15 protein-coding genes and 1 pseudogene are annotated in these 15782 nt (G+C 68.7%); 15 read left to right on the top strand and 1 reads right to left on the bottom strand.

The features are described 5' to 3' along the window. Nucleotides 1-36: 36 nt before the first annotated feature. The 15 genes and pseudogenes from prfA (at nt 37) to ACIO1C_RS23695 (ending at nt 13740) form a co-directional block, all read left to right on the top strand. Nucleotides 37-1116, top strand: coding sequence for a peptide chain release factor 1 (gene prfA, locus ACIO1C_RS23765; protein ID WP_161309762.1), 1080 nt, complete (start codon nt 37-39; stop codon nt 1114-1116). Nucleotides 1117-1222: 106 nt separating this feature from the next. Then, nucleotides 1223-2062 (top strand): peptide chain release factor N(5)-glutamine methyltransferase, encoded by an 840-nt coding sequence (gene prmC, locus ACIO1C_RS23760; RefSeq protein WP_401866881.1) that lies wholly within the window; start codon nt 1223-1225, stop codon nt 2060-2062. 55 nt (nt 2063-2117) lie between these two features. Beyond that, nucleotides 2118-2765 (top strand): L-threonylcarbamoyladenylate synthase, encoded by a 648-nt coding sequence (locus ACIO1C_RS23755; RefSeq protein WP_401866598.1) that lies wholly within the window; start codon nt 2118-2120, stop codon nt 2763-2765. Beyond that, nucleotides 2762-3427 (top strand): protein-tyrosine-phosphatase, encoded by a 666-nt coding sequence (locus tag ACIO1C_RS23750; protein WP_327234494.1) that lies wholly within the window; start codon nt 2762-2764, stop codon nt 3425-3427. The genes ACIO1C_RS23755 and ACIO1C_RS23750 overlap by 4 nt, the downstream gene beginning before the upstream one ends. 215 nt (nt 3428-3642) lie before the next feature. Continuing rightward, complete coding sequence (locus ACIO1C_RS23745) at nt 3643-4974, top strand: MraY family glycosyltransferase (RefSeq protein WP_401866596.1); 1332 nt, start codon at nt 3643-3645, stop codon at nt 4972-4974. Nucleotides 4975-5247: 273 nt separating this feature from the next. Then, entirely contained in the window at nt 5248-5685 is a 438-nt protein-coding gene (locus tag ACIO1C_RS23740) for a hypothetical protein (RefSeq protein WP_401866594.1), read from the top strand. A gap of 213 nt (nt 5686-5898) precedes the next feature. After that, a pseudogene (gene atpB / locus ACIO1C_RS23735) lies at nt 5899-6738 on the top strand (F0F1 ATP synthase subunit A); the annotation flags it as partial. 146 nt (nt 6739-6884) lie between these two features. After that, nucleotides 6885-7121 carry a F0F1 ATP synthase subunit C gene (locus ACIO1C_RS23730; protein ID WP_327234492.1) on the top strand — a complete coding sequence of 79 codons (237 nt, stop codon included), beginning with the start codon at nt 6885-6887 and terminating at the stop codon, nt 7119-7121. Nucleotides 7122-7163: 42 nt separating this feature from the next. Continuing rightward, nucleotides 7164-7721 (top strand): F0F1 ATP synthase subunit B, encoded by a 558-nt coding sequence (locus tag ACIO1C_RS23725; protein ID WP_401866592.1) that lies wholly within the window; start codon nt 7164-7166, stop codon nt 7719-7721. Next, nucleotides 7718-8533: a F0F1 ATP synthase subunit delta gene (locus tag ACIO1C_RS23720; protein ID WP_401866590.1), complete on the top strand. Its 816-nt coding sequence runs from the start codon at nt 7718-7720 to the stop codon at nt 8531-8533. Before ACIO1C_RS23725 ends, ACIO1C_RS23720 begins: the two co-directional genes overlap by 4 nt. 137 nt (nt 8534-8670) lie before the next feature. Continuing rightward, a complete protein-coding gene (gene atpA, locus ACIO1C_RS23715; RefSeq protein WP_401866588.1) occupies nt 8671-10263 on the top strand; it encodes a F0F1 ATP synthase subunit alpha in 1593 nt (530 codons plus the stop codon). Nucleotides 10264-10283: 20 nt separating this feature from the next. Continuing rightward, a complete protein-coding gene (locus ACIO1C_RS23710) occupies nt 10284-11201 on the top strand; it encodes a F0F1 ATP synthase subunit gamma (RefSeq protein ID WP_401866586.1) in 918 nt (305 codons plus the stop codon). Then, complete coding sequence (atpD, locus tag ACIO1C_RS23705) at nt 11201-12655, top strand: F0F1 ATP synthase subunit beta (RefSeq protein WP_401866584.1); 1455 nt, start codon at nt 11201-11203, stop codon at nt 12653-12655. The genes ACIO1C_RS23710 and atpD overlap by 1 nt, the downstream gene beginning before the upstream one ends. A gap of 134 nt (nt 12656-12789) precedes the next feature. Then, a complete protein-coding gene (locus ACIO1C_RS23700; protein WP_327234486.1) occupies nt 12790-13164 on the top strand; it encodes a F0F1 ATP synthase subunit epsilon in 375 nt (124 codons plus the stop codon). A gap of 129 nt (nt 13165-13293) precedes the next feature. Next, a complete protein-coding gene (locus tag ACIO1C_RS23695; protein WP_161309773.1) occupies nt 13294-13740 on the top strand; it encodes a DUF2550 domain-containing protein in 447 nt (148 codons plus the stop codon). 78 nt (nt 13741-13818) lie between these two features. On the opposite strand, the gene ACIO1C_RS23690 is transcribed toward ACIO1C_RS23695, so the two are convergent. Then, nucleotides 13819-15591 (bottom strand): glycosyl hydrolase family 18 protein, encoded by a 1773-nt coding sequence (locus tag ACIO1C_RS23690; RefSeq protein WP_401866880.1) that lies wholly within the window; start codon nt 15589-15591, stop codon nt 13819-13821. Nucleotides 15592-15782: the final 191 nt, after the last annotated feature.

The following is a 15782-nucleotide window of genomic DNA, read 5'->3' as shown; positions in this document are numbered from 1 at the left end:
GTGCAGCACCTTCGCATCAACCCAGGAGAGACCCCGATGTTCGAGGCGGTCGAGGAACTGATCGGCGAGCACGCCGATCTGGAGAAGAAGCTCGCCGACCCGTCGGTCCACTCGGACCAGGCCAACGCGCGCAAGCTCAACAAGCGTTACGCCGAGCTGACCCCGATCATCACCACGTACCGCTCCTGGAAGCAGACCGGGGACGACATCGGGACGGCCCGCGAGTTCGCGGTCGACGACCCCGACTTCGCCGCCGAGGTCAAGGACCTGGAGAAGCAGCGCGAGCAGCTCACCGAGAAGCTCCGGCTGCTGCTGGTGCCCCGCGACCCCAGCGACGACAAGGACGTCATCCTGGAGGTCAAGGCGGGCGCGGGCGGCGACGAGTCGGCGCTCTTCGCCGGCGACCTGCTCCGGATGTACCTGCGGTACGCCGAGCGCGTCGGCTGGAAGACCGAGATCATCGACGCCACCGAGTCCGAGCTGGGCGGGTACAAGGACGTCCAGGTCGCGGTGAAGACCAAGGGCGGCAACGGCGCCACCGAGCCCGGCCAGGGCGTCTGGGCACGGCTCAAGTACGAGGGCGGGGTGCACCGCGTGCAGCGGGTGCCCGCGACCGAGTCGCAGGGCCGCATCCACACCTCCGCCGCCGGTGTCCTCGTGACCCCGGAGGCCGAGGAGATCGAGGTCGAGATCAACCCCAACGACCTGCGGATCGACGTCTACCGCTCCTCGGGGCCCGGCGGCCAGTCCGTCAACACCACCGACTCCGCCGTGCGCATCACCCACGTGCCGACCGGGGTCGTCGCGTCCTGCCAGAACGAGAAGAGCCAGCTCCAGAACAAGGAGCAGGCCATGCGCATCCTGCGCTCGCGGCTGCTCGCCGCCGCGCAGGAGGAGGCCGACCTCGCCGCTTCGGACGTCCGTCGCAGCCAGGTACGCACGGTCGACCGCTCGGAGAAGATCCGTACGTACAACTTCGCGGAAAACCGGATCTCGGACCACCGTGTCGGCTTCAAGGCGTACAACTTGGACCAGGTGCTCGACGGGGAGCTGGACGCGGTCATCCAGGCCTGTGTGGACGCCGATTCCGCCGCGAAGCTCGCCGCCGCCCAGTAAACCCGTCCCCGACCCACTCTCGCAGTCCGGAGGAACCAGCGTGCAGCCATCATCTGGGGGGCCCAGCGACCCTCAGCGGCTCCGCCGCGGGCCCGCGCCCCGCAGTCTGCTGCTCGCCGAGGTGGCCCAGGCCACCCAGCGGCTGGCGGACGCGGGCGTGCCCTCACCGCGCTTCGACGCGGAGGAGCTCGCCGCCTACGTGCACAGCGTCAAGCGGGGAGAGCTGCACCACGTCAAGGACACGGACTTCGACGCCCGGTACTGGGAGACGATCGCCCGCCGGGAGGCCCGTGAGCCGCTCCAGCACATCACCGGCCGCGCCTTCTTCCGCTACCTGGAGCTCCAGGTGGGCCCCGGGGTCTTCGTGCCCCGCCCGGAGACCGAGTCGGTCGTCGGCTGGGCGATAGACGCCGTACGGGCCATGGACGTCGTCGAGCCCCTCATCGTGGACCTCTGCTCGGGCTCCGGCGCGATCGCGCTCGCCATGGCGCAGGAGGTGCCGCGCTCGCGCGTGCACGCCGTGGAGCTGTCCGAGGACGCCCTCACATGGACGCGGAAGAACGCCGAGGGGTCCCGGGTCACCGTGCACCAGGGAGACGCCCTGACGGCCCTCCCGGAGCTCGAAGGACAGGTCGACCTGGTCATCTCCAACCCGCCGTACATCCCGCTCACCGAGTGGGAGTACGTCGCCCCCGAGGCCCGTGACCACGACCCGGAGATGGCACTCTTCTCCGGCGAGGACGGCCTCGACACGATCCGCGGCATCGAGCGCACCGCGCACCGCCTGCTGCGGCCCGGCGGGCTCGTCGTGATCGAGCACGCGGACACCCAGGGCGGCCAGGTGCCCTGGATCTTCAGCGAGGAGTCCGGCTGGGCGGACGCCGCGGACCACCCCGACCTCAACAAACGCCCCCGCTTCGCCACGGCCCGCAAGGCCATGCCGTGAGCGTGCGGACCCCCGGCGGCACTCACAGAGTTTCGAAGAACGAGGAGTCAGGCTGATGGCACGGCGATACGACTGCAACGACGCGACCGACCGTACGACGGGTCTGCGTGAGGCCGCGTCGGCGATTCGCCGCGGTGAGCTGGTCGTGCTGCCCACCGACACCGTCTACGGGCTCGGCGCGGACGCCTTCAGCGGCGAGGCCGTCGCCGACCTGCTCGACGCCAAGGGGCGCGGCCGCAACATGCCCACCCCTGTCCTCATCGGCTCCCCGAACACCCTCCACGGCCTCGTCACGGACTTCTCCGAGCAGGCCTGGGAACTGGTCGACGCCTTCTGGCCGGGCGCGCTCACCCTCGTCGCCAAGCACCAGCCGTCCCTCCAGTGGGACCTCGGCGACACCCGGGGCACGGTCGCCATCCGCATGCCCCTGCACCCCGTCGCGATCGAGCTGCTCACGGAGGTCGGCCCGATGGCCGTCTCCAGCGCCAACCTCACGGGACACCCGGCTCCCGAGGACTGCGACGCCGCCCAGGAGATGCTCGGGGACTCCGTCTCCGTCTACCTCGACGGCGGCCCGACGCCCGGCATCGTCCCGTCCTCGATCGTGGACGTCACCGGCAAGGTCCCCGTGCTGCTGCGGGCCGGATCGCTCGACGCGGCCGAGCTCCGCAAGGTGGTACCCGACCTCGAGGTGGCCAATTGACCGCCCCTGAGGGGCGTGGCATAGCGGAGACCGCATACACCGGCAGCAACATCGACACCTTCCGCATCCTCCACGTCAGTACCGGCAACGTCTGCCGCTCGCCCATCACCGAGCGGCTGAACCGGCATGCCCTGAGCGTGCGCCTCGGCGCGCGCCTGACCGACGGGCTGATCGTGGAGAGCGCGGGCACCTGGGGCCACGAAGGGGCCCCCATGGAGTCCAACGCCGAGGCGGTCCTCGCCGACTTCGGCGCCGACGCGTCCGGGTTCGTCGGCCGCGAATTGCTCGACGAGCACGTCATCCGCGCCGACCTGGTCCTCACCGCGACCCGCGACCACCGCGCGCAGGTGATCTCCATGGGCCACTCGGCGGGGCTGCGCACCTTCACGCTCAAGGAGTTCACCCGGCTGGTACGGGCCATAGACCCGGCCACGCTGCCCGATCCGCTGGACGAGGGCATGGTGGAGCGCGCCCGCGCCCTGGTCCGCGCCGCGGCGGCCCTGCGCGGCTGGCTGCTGGCGCCCAGCGCGGAGGCCGACGAGGTCTACGACCCGTACGGCGCCCCCATCACGTTCTTCCGTTCGATCGGCGACGAGATCAACCAGGCGCTGGACCCGGTGGTCACGGCGCTCACCGGGGTGCCGGCCCGCCGCGTCTTCTAGGGCGTGTCCGCGGACCCCGCACACCGGCTCTTCCCGGCCGGCCGCTGTCCGCCGTACGGCCCCCTTTCCCGCATGGAATTGGTGTCGACAGGAAGCCGTGCAACCATCTGCCAGAACCGTGTGTCCTCCTCCTGGGGGACGCGGTATCCGTCCGCGCTTCCGGCGCGGGCTAATGTGTGGGCCTCAGATGGCCAGCGATTCCTGTGGGGCAGCCTGTGCGTGATTACCTGCTGACGCTCTGTGTGACGGCCGCGGTGACCTACCTGCTGACCGGCCCGGTGCGGAAGTTCGCGATCGCGACCGGCGCCATGCCGGAGATCCGCGCCCGTGACGTGCACCGGGAGCCGACTCCGAGGCTCGGCGGGATCGCCATGTTCCTCGGGCTCTGCGCCGGACTGCTCGTCGCGGACAACCTCCAGAACCTGAGCGGGGTCTTCGAGCGCTCCAACGAGCCCCGCGCGCTGCTCTCGGGCGCCGCGCTGATCTGGCTGGTCGGGGTCCTGGACGACAAGTTCGAGATCGACGCCCTGATCAAGCTCGGGGCGCAGATGATCGCCGCCGGTGTGATGGTCATGCAGGGCCTCACCATCCTGTGGATCCCGGTCCCCGGTGTCGGCACCGTCGCGCTGACCGCCTGGCAGGGCAATCTGCTGACCGTCGCGCTGGTGGTCATCTCGATCAACGCGGTGAACTTCGTGGACGGCCTGGACGGCCTCGCGGCCGGCATGGTGTGCATCGCGGCCAGCGCGTTCTTCCTCTACTCGTACCGGCTCTGGGTCGGGTACGGCATCGAGGAGGCCGCCCCCGCGACGCTGTTCGCCGCCATCCTCATGGGGATGTGCCTGGGGTTCCTGCCCCACAACATGCATCCAGCGCGGATCTTCATGGGTGACTCGGGCTCGATGCTCATCGGCCTGGTGCTCGCCGCGAGCGCCATCTCCATCACCGGCCAGGTCGACCCGGACCGGCTGGGCCTGTTCGCCGGGTCCGAGCGGGAGGTCACGCACGAGATGCTGCCGGTCTTCATCCCGCTGCTGCTCCCGCTGACGATCATCGCCATCCCGTTCGCGGACCTGGTGCTGGCCATCGTGCGCCGTACCTGGAACGGCCAGTCGCCGTTCGCGGCCGACCGGGGGCACCTGCACCACCGCCTGCTGGAGATCGGGCACTCGCACAGCAGGTCGGTCCTGATCATGTACTTCTGGTCCGCGCTGATCGCGTTCGGTGTGGTGCTCTACTCGGTGCACTCGACGGCGATGTGGATCCTGCTGCTCATCGTGCCGCTGAGCGCGCTGGGTCTGGTGCTCCTGCTGCTGCCCCGGTTCACACCGCGGGCGCCGCGTTGGGCGGAGTCGTTCGTCCCGCCCCGCTACCGGCGCCGCCGGCGGGCGGAGATCACGGTGGAGGACATCGTGCCCGGACTCGCCCCCGACGCGGGGGAGATGCCGGAGGAACGCACGCCTGTTCCCGCCGGCGTCAACGGCGCGACCGCCCTCGGCGCTCGTTCGCGTCTTCCTGAACGCGGCAAGGCCGGTTCCCGGCGATGACGTTTTTCCATTTACCGCATTGAGGTCCAATACCACACAACACGCCCCCTCTTGTGACGCACATGGGCGCGGTCACTCTCACGTGTGACAGGTGGCACACCACCAGGGTAAAGACCTCATCAAATAGTTTGTGATACTGTTCACGAGACCCGGCGACAGAGCCGAAGGACCGTAGTGCGACGGTTCGTTGGCCCGAGAAACCTTCTCTCGGACCGGGCCTACGCTCGTCCATGACGACACCATCTGCCCCACCCAGCAAGCGGAGCTGCCGCCATGCCGTCCAACGACGTCCGGAACCTCCTTCACACCGCCGTGCCCACTGCCGCCGCCGGTGCCATCGCCGCTGTCGTCAGTGGTGTGGTCGCGGGGGGAAAGGGCGCTCTGGGCGCGGCCGTCGGCGCGCTGATCGTGATCCTGTTCATGGGGATCGGGTTGGTGGTGCTCGAACGGACGGCGAAATCGCTGCCGCACCTGTTCCAGGCGATGGGCCTGATGCTGTACACGGCCCAGCTGTTGCTGCTTTTCATCTTCGTGGCCGCGTTCAAGAACACCACTCTGTTCAATCCGAAGGCCTTCGCCGCCACGCTCGTCGCGGCCACCCTCGTGTGGATCGCCGCGCAGGCGCGTGCGCACATGAAGGCCAAGATCCTCTACGTCGAGCCCGAATCCTCGAAGGGCAGCGAGCCCCAGAAGTCGGGGTCCTCGACGTGAGGGGTAGGGCCGGGATAAGCGACTGTTCGGGACCCTGCTATCGTCCGGTGCCAACTGCGGCATTGCGGGCGCGGGCATCCGAGCTGACGCCTGTTGTTTCGACGCGAGGCTCGAAACCCGACCGCCGCTCCCACACCTGTTCCACCTGTCCAGTGCCGAACCGCGGCTCCGCGCCGCGCCGACACAACGAGGTTGCCGTACCTATGCGCCATGCTGAAGGAGCCCGCGGTGAGTGCTGACCCGACGCAGGTGCTCGCCTTCGAGACCGACTGTCACATCTTCGACGGGTGTGGTTTCCCGGCACCCGGCCTGCACTCGTTCCTGTTCAAGCCCCTTGTGGGGCACGGCGGTAACGGCACCAGTTGGTACTTCGACAAGACCATGCTGCTCGCCGTTCTCGGCTCGATCATCATCGTCGCCTTCTTCTGGGCGGCGTTCCGCAAGCCGAAGCTCGTCCCGGGCAAGCTCCAGATGGTGGCCGAGGCCGGATACGACTTCGTACGCCGCGGCATCGTCTACGAGACGCTCGGCAAGCGCGAGGGCGAGAAGTACGTTCCGCTCGTCGTCTCGCTGTTCTTCTTCGTCTGGATGATGAACCTCTGGTCGATCGTCCCGCTCGCCCAGTTCCCGGTGACGGCGATCATCTCGTACCCGATCGGGCTCGCACTGATCGTCTACGTCCTCTGGGTCTCGCTGACGTTCAAGCGGCACGGCTTCATCGGCGCCTTCAAGAACTTCGGCGGCTACGACAAGTCGCTCGGTCCCGTACTGCCGCTGGCCATGGGCATCGAGCTCTTCTCGAACCTGCTGGTCCGGCCCTTCACGCACGCGGTGCGACTGTTCGCGAACATGTTCGCGGGCCACACGCTGATCCTGCTGTTCACGATCGCCAGCTGGTACCTGCTGAACGGCATCGGTATCGCCTACGCGGCGGTGTCGTTCGTGATGGTCCTCGTGATGACCGCCTTCGAGCTCTTCATCCAGGCGTTGCAGGCCTACGTGTTCGTCCTGCTGACCTGCACCTTCATCCAGGGTGCTCTCGCGGAGGGCCACGGTGAGTCCCACCCCGAGCCGACCCGCGAGAAGCAGGGCGTGCTCGCCGAAGCCCACTGATCGTCTCCCCTTACCCCGACCTCCGCTCCCGTAATTTGTCCGGTGGCCAACCCCCACCGGTCCGTGAAAGAGAAGGAAGAACTGGCATGTCCCAGACTCTTGCTGCCGCCGCTGTCTCCGGTTCGCTCGGCTCCGTCGGCTACGGCCTCGCCGCCATCGGCCCCGGCGTCGGCGTCGGCATCATCTTCGGTAACGGCACCCAGGCCCTCGCCCGCCAGCCCGAGGCCGCCGGCCTCATCCGCGCCAACCAGATCCTTGGTTTCGCGTTCTGTGAGGCGCTCGCCCTCATCGGTCTGGTCATGCCGTTCGTCTACGGCACCTGATCTCCAGATCCGCCGCAGACTCACTAGACGAAAGGCACTGATGTGAGCCATCCCCTGGTTCAGCTCGCGGTCGAGGAATCGGAGAACCCGCTGGTTCCCCCGATCCCCGAACTCATCATCGGCCTGCTCGCCTTCATCATCGTCTTCGGTTTCCTCGCCAAGAAGCTCCTCCCGAACATCAACAAGGTTCTCGAAGAGCGTCGCGAGGCCATCGAGGGCGGCATCGAGAAGGCCGACGCCGCCAAGGCCGAGGCCGAGAGCGTCCTGGAGCAGTACAAGGCGCAGCTCGCCGAGGCACGTCACGAGGCCGCACGTCTCCGCCAGGAGGCGACCGAGCAGGGCGCCGCGATCATCCAGGAGATGAAAGCGGAAGGCCAGCGGCAGCGTGAGGAGATCATCGCCGCAGGTCACACGCAGATCGAGGCGGACCGCAAGGCCGCGGCCGGCGCCCTGCGCCGCGACGTGGGCAAGCTCGCCACCGATCTCGCGGGCAAGCTCGTCGGTGAGTCCCTGGAGGACTCCGCCCGGCAGAGCCGCACGATCGACCGCTTCCTCGACGAGCTCGAGGACGGCGCGTCCAAGACGGAGGCCACACGATGAACGGAGCGAGCCGCGAGGCGCTGGCTGCCGCTCGTGAGCGTCTGGACGCGTTGACCGACAGCACGTCGGTCGACGCCGCGAAGCTCGCGGACGAGCTGGCCGCCGTCACGGCGCTGCTCCAGCGCGAGGTTTCGCTGCGCCGGGTCCTGACCGACCCGGCGCAGGACGGCGAGGGCAAGGCCCAGCTGGCGGCGCGGCTGCTGGACGGGCAGGTGGGCGGCACGACCGCCGACCTGGTCTCCGGCATGGTCCGCTCCCGCTGGTCCCAGCCGCGCGACCTGGTCGACGCGGTCGAGGAGCTGGCGGCCATCGCAGACCTGACCGCCGCGCAGCGGACCGGTTCGCTGGACAACGTGGAGGACGAGCTGTTCCGGTTCGGCCGGATCGTCCTCTCCAGCCCCGACCTGCGAGCCGCGCTGACCGACAGGTCGGCCACCGTCCAGGCGAAGACCGCGCTGCTCAGGACCCTGCTCGGCGGTCGCGCCGAAGCGGTGACCGAGCGCCTGGTCGTGCGACTCGTCGCACAGCCGCGTGGACGTAGCCTTGAAGCAGGAATCCACACGCTGTCCACGATCGCCGCGGAACGGCGCGACCGGCTGGTCGCCGTCGTCACGTCGGCGGTCCCGCTCAACGACAGCCAGAAGCAGCGCCTCGGCGCCGTACTGGCACGGCTTTACGGCCACCCGATGCACCTGAACCTGGACGTGGACCCCGAGGTCCTCGGCGGGATCTCGGTACGCGTCGGCGACGAGGTCATCAACGGCACGATCGCGGACCGTCTCGACGAGGCGGCCCGGCGACTGGCCGGCTGACCCGCACCACAGCAGAACAGCAGGACGAGCGGCCCGGTTGGGCCGTGCAGAGATTGCAGAAGATTCCTGGGGGTCGCCCCCAGACCCGCAGACCCCCAAAGAAACTTCGGGCCCAACAAGGAGAGCAGGGAACCCAGATGGCGGAGCTCACGATCCGGCCGGAGGAGATCCGGGACGCGCTGGACACTTTTGTCCAGTCGTACCAGCCGGACGCGGCCTCGCGCGAGGAGGTCGGTACGGTCAGCGTGGCCGGCGACGGTATCGCCAAGATCGAGGGACTTCCCTCGGCCATGGCGAACGAGCTGCTCAAGTTCGAGGACGGCACCCTCGGTCTCGCCCTCAACCTTGAGGAGCGCGAGATCGGTGCCATCGTCCTCGGCGAATTCAGCGGCATCGAGGAGGGACAGCCGGTCAGTCGTACCGGCGAGGTCCTGTCCGTCGCCGTGGGCGAGGGATACCTGGGTCGCGTCGTCGACCCGCTCGGCAACCCGATCGACGGCCTCGGCGAGATCGCGACCGAGGGCCGCCGCGCCCTTGAGTTGCAGGCCCCTGGCGTCATGGTCCGCAAGTCGGTGCACGAGCCGATGCAGACCGGCTACAAGGCCGTCGACTCCATGGTGCCGATCGGCCGCGGCCAGCGACAGCTGATCATCGGCGACCGCCAGACGGGCAAGACCGCCCTGGCCGTCGACACGATCATCAACCAGCGCGACAACTGGCGCTCGGGCGACGTGAACAAGCAGGTGCGCTGCATCTACGTCGCCATCGGCCAGAAGGGCTCCACCATCGCGTCCGTGCGCGGTGCGCTGGACGAGGCCGGCGCCCTGGAGTACACGACCATCGTCGCGGCCCCCGCGTCCGACCCGGCCGGCTTCAAGTACCTGGCGCCGTACACCGGCTCGGCCATCGGCCAGCACTGGATGTACCAGGGCAAGCACGTCCTGATCATCTTCGACGACCTCTCGAAGCAGGCCGACGCGTACCGCGCCGTGTCCCTGCTGCTGCGCCGTCCGCCGGGCCGCGAGGCCTACCCGGGCGACGTCTTCTACCTGCACTCGCGTCTCCTGGAGCGCTGCGCCAAGCTCTCCGACGAGCTGGGCGCCGGTTCGATGACCGGTCTGCCGATCGTCGAGACGAAGGCCAACGACGTGTCGGCGTTCATCCCGACCAACGTCATCTCCATCACCGACGGCCAGTGCTTCCTGGAGTCCGACCTGTTCAACGCCGGCCAGCGGCCCGCGCTGAACGTCGGTATCTCGGTCTCCCGCGTCGGTGGCTCCGCCCAGCACAAGGCCATGCGCCAGGTGTCGGGACGACTGCGCGTGGACCTCGCCCAGTTCCGTGAGCTGGAGGCGTTCGCGTCCTTCGGTTCCGACCTGGACGCGGCGTCCAAGGCGTCGCTCGCCCGTGGCCAGCGCCTGGTCGAGCTGCTGAAGCAGTCGCAGTACGCGCCGATGCCCGTCGAGGAGCAGGTCGTCTCCGTGTGGGCCGGTACCACCGGCAAGCTGGACGACGTACCGGTCCTGGACATCCGCCGGTTCGAGTCGGAGCTGCTGGAGTACCTGCGCCGCGAGCGCAAGGACCTCCTCACCAGCATCGCCGAGGGCGGCAAGATGTCCGACGACACGATCCAGTCGATCGGCGACGCGATCACCGCCTTCAAGCAGCAGTTCGAGACCTCGGACGGCAAGCTGCTCGGCGAGGACGCCCCGGCCGGCGCGGCCAAGTGACGACGGAAGGGACCTGACTCATGGGAGCCCAGCTCCGGGTCTACAAGCGTCGCATCAAATCCGTCACCGCGACCAAGAAGATCACCAAGGCGATGGAGATGATCGCCGCCTCGCGCATCGTCAAGGCGCAGCGCCAGGTGGCGGCCTCCACCCCGTACGCGACCGAGCTGACCCGCGCGGTCACCGCGGTGGCCACGGGGTCCACGACCAAGCACGCCCTGACCACCGAGGCCGAGTCCCCGGTCCGGGCCGCGGTCCTGCTCGTCACGAGCGACCGCGGACTGGCCGGCGGCTACTCCTCGAACGCCATCAAGGCGGCGGAGCGGCTGACCGAGCGGCTCCGCGGTGAGGGCAAGGAGGTCGACGCGTACATCGTCGGCCGCAAGGGTGTCGCCTACTACGGCTTCCGTGAGCGCAAGGTCACGGAGTCGTGGACGGGCTTCACCGACAACCCGACGTACGCGGACGCCAAGAAGGTCGCGGCTCCGCTGATCGCGGCCGTCCAGCAGGACACGGCCGAGGGCGGCGTGGACGAGCTCCACATCGTCTTCACCGAGTTCGTGTCGATGCTGACGCAGACGCCGGTGGCGAACCGGCTGCTGCCGCTCAGCCTCGAACAGGCGGCCGAGGAGGCGGGCACGAAGGGCGAGATCCTTCCGCTGTTCGACTTCGAGCCGTCGGCGGAGGACGTCCTCGACGCCCTGCTGCCGCGGTACGTCGAGAGCCGTATCTACAACGCGCTGCTCCAGGCCGCCGCTTCCAAGCACGCGGCGACCCGGCGTGCGATGAAGTCGGCGACCGACAACGCCGGGGATCTCATCAAGAGCCTTTCCCGGCTCGCCAACGCGGCCCGCCAGGCCGAAATCACCCAGGAAATCAGCGAGATCGTCGGAGGCGCGAGCGCCCTCGCCGACGCGACCGCGGGGAGTGACAATTAATGACGACCACTGTTGAGACGGCGACCCCGGGGAGCACGGCCACGGGCCGCGTCGCCCGGGTCATCGGCCCGGTCGTCGACGTGGAGTTCCCCGTCGACGCGATGCCGGAGATCTACAACGCGCTGCACGTCGAGGTCTCCGACCCGGCCGAGGCCGGCAAGAAGAAGATCCTCACGCTTGAGGTCGCCCAGCACCTGGGTGACGGCGTGGTCCGCGCGATCTCGATGCAGCCCACCGACGGTCTGGTCCGCCAGGCCCCGGTGACCGACACGGGCTCCGGTATCACGGTGCCGGTCGGCAACGTGACCAAGGGCAAGGTGTTCAACACCCTCGGTCAGATCCTGAACCACCCCGAGGCCGAGGCGGAGATCACCGAGCGCTGGCCGATCCACCGCAAGGCCCCGGCCTTCGACCAGCTCGAGTCGAAGACCGAGATGTTCGAGACCGGCCTGAAGGTCGTCGACCTGCTGACCCCGTACGTCAAGGGCGGCAAGATCGGTCTGTTCGGAGGTGCGGGCGTCGGCAAGACGGTCCTCATCCAGGAAATGATCATGCGTGTCGCCAACCTGCACGACGGTGTGTCCGTCTTCGCGGGTGTCGGTGAGCGTACGCGTGAGGGCAACGACCTCATCGACGAGATGACCGAGTCGGGCGTCCTGGAGAAGACCGCGCTGGTCTTCGGCCAGATGGACGAGCCGCCGGGCACCCGTCTGCGGGTCGCCCTGTCCGCCCTGACCATGGCGGAGTACTTCCGCGATGTGCAGAAGCAGGACGTGCTGCTCTTCATCGACAACATCTTCCGTTACACCCAGGCCGGTTCCGAGGTCTCCACGCTGCTCGGCCGTATGCCGTCCGCGGTGGGTTACCAGCCGACCCTGGCCGACGAGATGGGTGTGCTCCAGGAGCGCATCACCTCGACGCGTGGTCACTCGATCACCTCGATGCAGGCGATCTACGTCCCCGCGGACGACCTGACCGACCCGGCCCCGGCCACGACCTTCGCGCACCTCGACGCGACGACCGTGCTGTCGCGTCCGATCTCGGAGAAGGGCATCTACCCGGCGGTGGACCCGCTGGACTCGACGTCCCGCATCCTGGACCCGCGCTACATCTCGCAGGCCCACTACGACACGGCCAGCCGCGTCAAGGGGATCCTCCAGAAGTACAAGGACCTCCAGGACATCATCGCGATCCTCGGGATCGACGAGCTGGGCGAGGAGGACAAGCTCGTCGTCCACCGTGCCCGTCGCGTCGAGCGCTTCCTGTCGCAGAACACCCACGCCGCCAAGCAGTTCACCGGCGTGGACGGCTCCGACGTACCGCTCGACGAGTCGATCACCGCGTTCAACTCGATCTGCGACGGGGACTACGACCACTTCCCCGAGCAGGCGTTCTTCATGTGCGGTGGCATTGAGGACCTCAAGGCCAACGCCAAGGAGCTCGGCGTCTCCTGACCCGGTCTTCCGACCTGGTGGACGCTCGGAGGGGGGCGGGTCATCCTGCCCCCCTCCGACGCATCCACCGGTACCCCATAGAATCAATACCAACACCCGGCCGCAGGGCCGGGTGGTGACCCGAGGAGCCACCCTTGGCTGCTGAGCTGCATGTCGAGCTGGTCGCCGCCGACCGTAGTGTCTGGTCCGGCGAGGCCACCCTGGTCGTCGCGCGCACCACGTCCGGCGACATCGGCGTCATGCCCGGTCACCAGCCCCTGCTGGGTGTGCTGGAATCGGGCCCGGTGACCATCCGTACGAGCGACGGCGGCACCGTCGTCGCCGCGGTGCACGGCGGTTTCATCTCGTTCGCCGACAACAAGCTCTCGCTGCTGGCGGAGGTTGCCGAGCTGGCGGACGAGATCGACGCCCAGCGCGCGGAGCGTGCGCTGGAACGTGCGAAGTCCGGCGACGACGATGCCGCCGAGCGGCGCGCCGACGTCCGGATGCGCGCGGTGTCGGTGCGCTGAGCAGCGCGCTGCCACGACGGAATTACCCTCAGCCGCGGCCCTGGCTGGACTTCCAGACCGGGTCGCGGCTGAGGCGATGCAGGTGCAGTTCTGGGTCCGGTACTGGATATGGCGAGGAGGTCGGTGTTGATGGTCCTCGCTCTGCTCGTAAGCGGACTGGTCGTCGTACTGGTTGCGGTGGGGCTCTTCGTCTTCGGTCTGCGCCGGCGGCTGATCCAGCGCTCCGGAGGGACCTTCGACGCCAGCCTGCGATGGGACGTGCCGGAGGAGACCGACCTCTCCGGCAAGGGCTGGGTGTACGGCGTCGCCCGCTACAACGGTGACAGCGTCAACTGGTTCCGGGTCTTCTCGTACGCCCCCCGCCCCCGCCGCACGCTGGACCGCGCGTCGATCGAGGTGACGGCCCGCCGTGGCCCGCAGGGCGAGGAGGAACTCGCGCTGCTCTCCGACGCGGTGGTCCTCGGCTGTGTGCACCAGGGGGTCCGGCTGGAGCTGGCGATGAGCGAGGACGCGCTCACGGGCTTCCTGGCGTGGCTGGAGGCGGCGCCTCCGGGCCAGCGGGTGAACGTGGCGTAGGCGTGGAGGACATGGTGAAGGGGGCGGCGCTCAGAGCGCCGCCCCCTTCATTCATGCGGGTGTGTCACATGCCGGGCTCTACTGGAGACCGTTGCTGATCGCCGTCACCAGCTCGCCGTTGGCGGTGTCACCGGTGAAGTCCCAGAAGAACGCGCCGCCCAGGCCCTGCTGCTTGGCCCAGGTCATCTTGCCCGCGATGGTGGCCGGGGTGTCGTAGCTCCACCAGTTGTTTCCGCAGTAGGAGTACGACGTCCCGCCGACGGTGCCGGTGGGCGGGCACGAGGTCTTGAGGACCTTGTAGTCCTCGATGCCGGCCTCGTACTTGCCGGGCGCCGCGCCCGTCGCCGAGCCGCCCGGGGCGGCCTGGGTGACGCCGGTCCAGCCGCGGCCGTAGAAGCCGATGCCGAGCAGCAGCTTGGCCGCCGGCACGCCCTGCGCCTTGAACTTGGCGATCGCGTCGGCGGAGGTGAAGCCCTGCTGCGGGATGCCGGTGTAGGAGTTCAGCGCGGAGTGCGGGGCCGTCGGGCCCGCCGCGTTGAAGGAACCGAAGAAGTCGTACGTCATGACGTTGAACCAGTTCATGTACTGGGCCGCGCCGGCGTAGTCCGTCTTCTCGATCTTGCCACCGGCCGAACCGTCGGCCGTGACGGCCGCGGTGACCAGGTAGTTCGCGCCGAACTTCGCGCGCATGGCCTGCATCATGTTCTTGAAGGCGGCCGGGCCGCTGGTGTCGCAGGACAGACCGCAGGAGTTCGGGTACTCCCAGTCCAGGTCGATGCCGTCGAACACATCGGCCCAGCGCGGGTCCTCGATCAGGTCGTAGCAGGACTGCGCGAACGCGGTCGGGTTCTTCACGGCGTCGGTGAAGCCACCGGACCAGGTCCAGCCGCCGAAGGACCAGAGAACCTTGATGTTCGGGTTCGCGGCCTTGAGCTTGCGCAGCTGGTTGAAGTTGCCGCGCAGCGGCTGGTCCCACGTGTCGGCGACCCCGTCGACGGCCTGGTCGGCGGTGTACGCCTTGTCCGTCGCGGCGTACGCGTCACCCATGACGCACTTGCCGCCGGTGACGTTGCCGAAGGAGTAGTTGATGTGCGTGATCTTCGAGGCGGAGCCCGACGTCACCAGGTTCTTGACGTGGTAGTTCCGGTCGTAGACGCCCCACTCGGTGAAGTACCCGAGCTTGATCTTGCTGCCGGTGCCGGGGGTGCCGGGGTCCGTGGTGCCACCGGTGGTGCGGACCGCGCGGGCGCCGCTGACGGGGCCCACCTGGTCGATGGTGTCACGGGCCTGGACGGTGTACGAGTAGTCCGTACCGGCGGTGAGGCCGGTGTTCGTGTACGAGGTGCCGGTGACCGTGGCGACCTTCGTGCCGTTACGGAAGACGTCGTAGTTCTTGATGCCCTTGTCGTCCGTCGCCGCCGACCAGTTCAGCGTGACCGCCGTGTTGGTGATGTTGCTGGCGGTGGGGGTGCCGGGGGCCGAGGGGAGCGCGTCGCCGGGGACGCTGGGGCCGCCGTCGCAGGAGGCGCCGTTGAGCTTACAGCCGGAGGGCGATCCCGGTCCCGTGCCGTTGAATCCGAAGGATATGGACGCGCCGGGGGCCAGCGTGCCGTTCCAGGTCTTGTTCTTGCCCGTCCAGTGGTTGCCCGAACCGGTGACGTCCGCGTCCCACGCGGAGGTCACGGCGGTGCCGGAGGGGAAGTCCCACTCGACGGTCCAGGAGCTGAGGGTCGTGGTGCCGGTGTTCTTCACCGTCCACTTGCCCTCGAAGCCCGTGCCCCAGTCGGAGGGCTTGGTGAAGGTGGCCGTCGCCGACGCGGCGGCTTCGGCGGGGGCGGCGAGCCCGACCATCGCGGCCAGGGGCAGCAGCAGCGCGGTGAGGCCCGCGACCGCTCTGGATCTGAATCTGGCCTTGAGAGGCTGGATGTTCAAAGGTGCTCCTCGGTGGAGTGAGTACCGGACAATTCGGGGGTGGTCCGTGCACTGGGCACACCACGTCGGCTCACCGCAGTGTGTGCGGTGAGAGTAGGAAGGTCTGGACC

This window comes from Streptomyces sp. NPDC087420, assembly GCF_044744165.1.
Lineage (GTDB): Bacteria > Actinomycetota > Actinomycetes > Streptomycetales > Streptomycetaceae > Streptomyces.
Note: the sequence above shows the minus strand (reverse complement) of the source record. Positions and strands in the feature narration are given on the sequence as shown.

Coding starts and splice junctions, on each gene's coding strand:
- ACIO1C_RS23720 (WP_401866590.1), top strand. CDS start 7,718: ATGAACGGAGCGAGCCGCGAGGCGCTGGCTGCCGCTCGTGAGCGTCTG.
- ACIO1C_RS23740 (WP_401866594.1), top strand. CDS start 5,248: ATGCCGTCCAACGACGTCCGGAACCTCCTTCACACCGCCGTGCCCACT.
- ACIO1C_RS23690 (WP_401866880.1), bottom strand. CDS start 15,591: ATGGTCGGGCTCGCCGCCCCCGCCGAAGCCGCCGCGTCGGCGACGGCC.
- ACIO1C_RS23710 (WP_401866586.1), top strand. CDS start 10,284: ATGGGAGCCCAGCTCCGGGTCTACAAGCGTCGCATCAAATCCGTCACC.
- ACIO1C_RS23695 (WP_161309773.1), top strand. CDS start 13,294: ATGGTCCTCGCTCTGCTCGTAAGCGGACTGGTCGTCGTACTGGTTGCG.
- prfA (WP_161309762.1), top strand. CDS start 37: ATGTTCGAGGCGGTCGAGGAACTGATCGGCGAGCACGCCGATCTGGAG.
- ACIO1C_RS23755 (WP_401866598.1), top strand. CDS start 2,118: ATGGCACGGCGATACGACTGCAACGACGCGACCGACCGTACGACGGGT.
- ACIO1C_RS23730 (WP_327234492.1), top strand. CDS start 6,885: ATGTCCCAGACTCTTGCTGCCGCCGCTGTCTCCGGTTCGCTCGGCTCC.
- atpA (WP_401866588.1), top strand. CDS start 8,671: ATGGCGGAGCTCACGATCCGGCCGGAGGAGATCCGGGACGCGCTGGAC.
- atpD (WP_401866584.1), top strand. CDS start 11,201: ATGACGACCACTGTTGAGACGGCGACCCCGGGGAGCACGGCCACGGGC.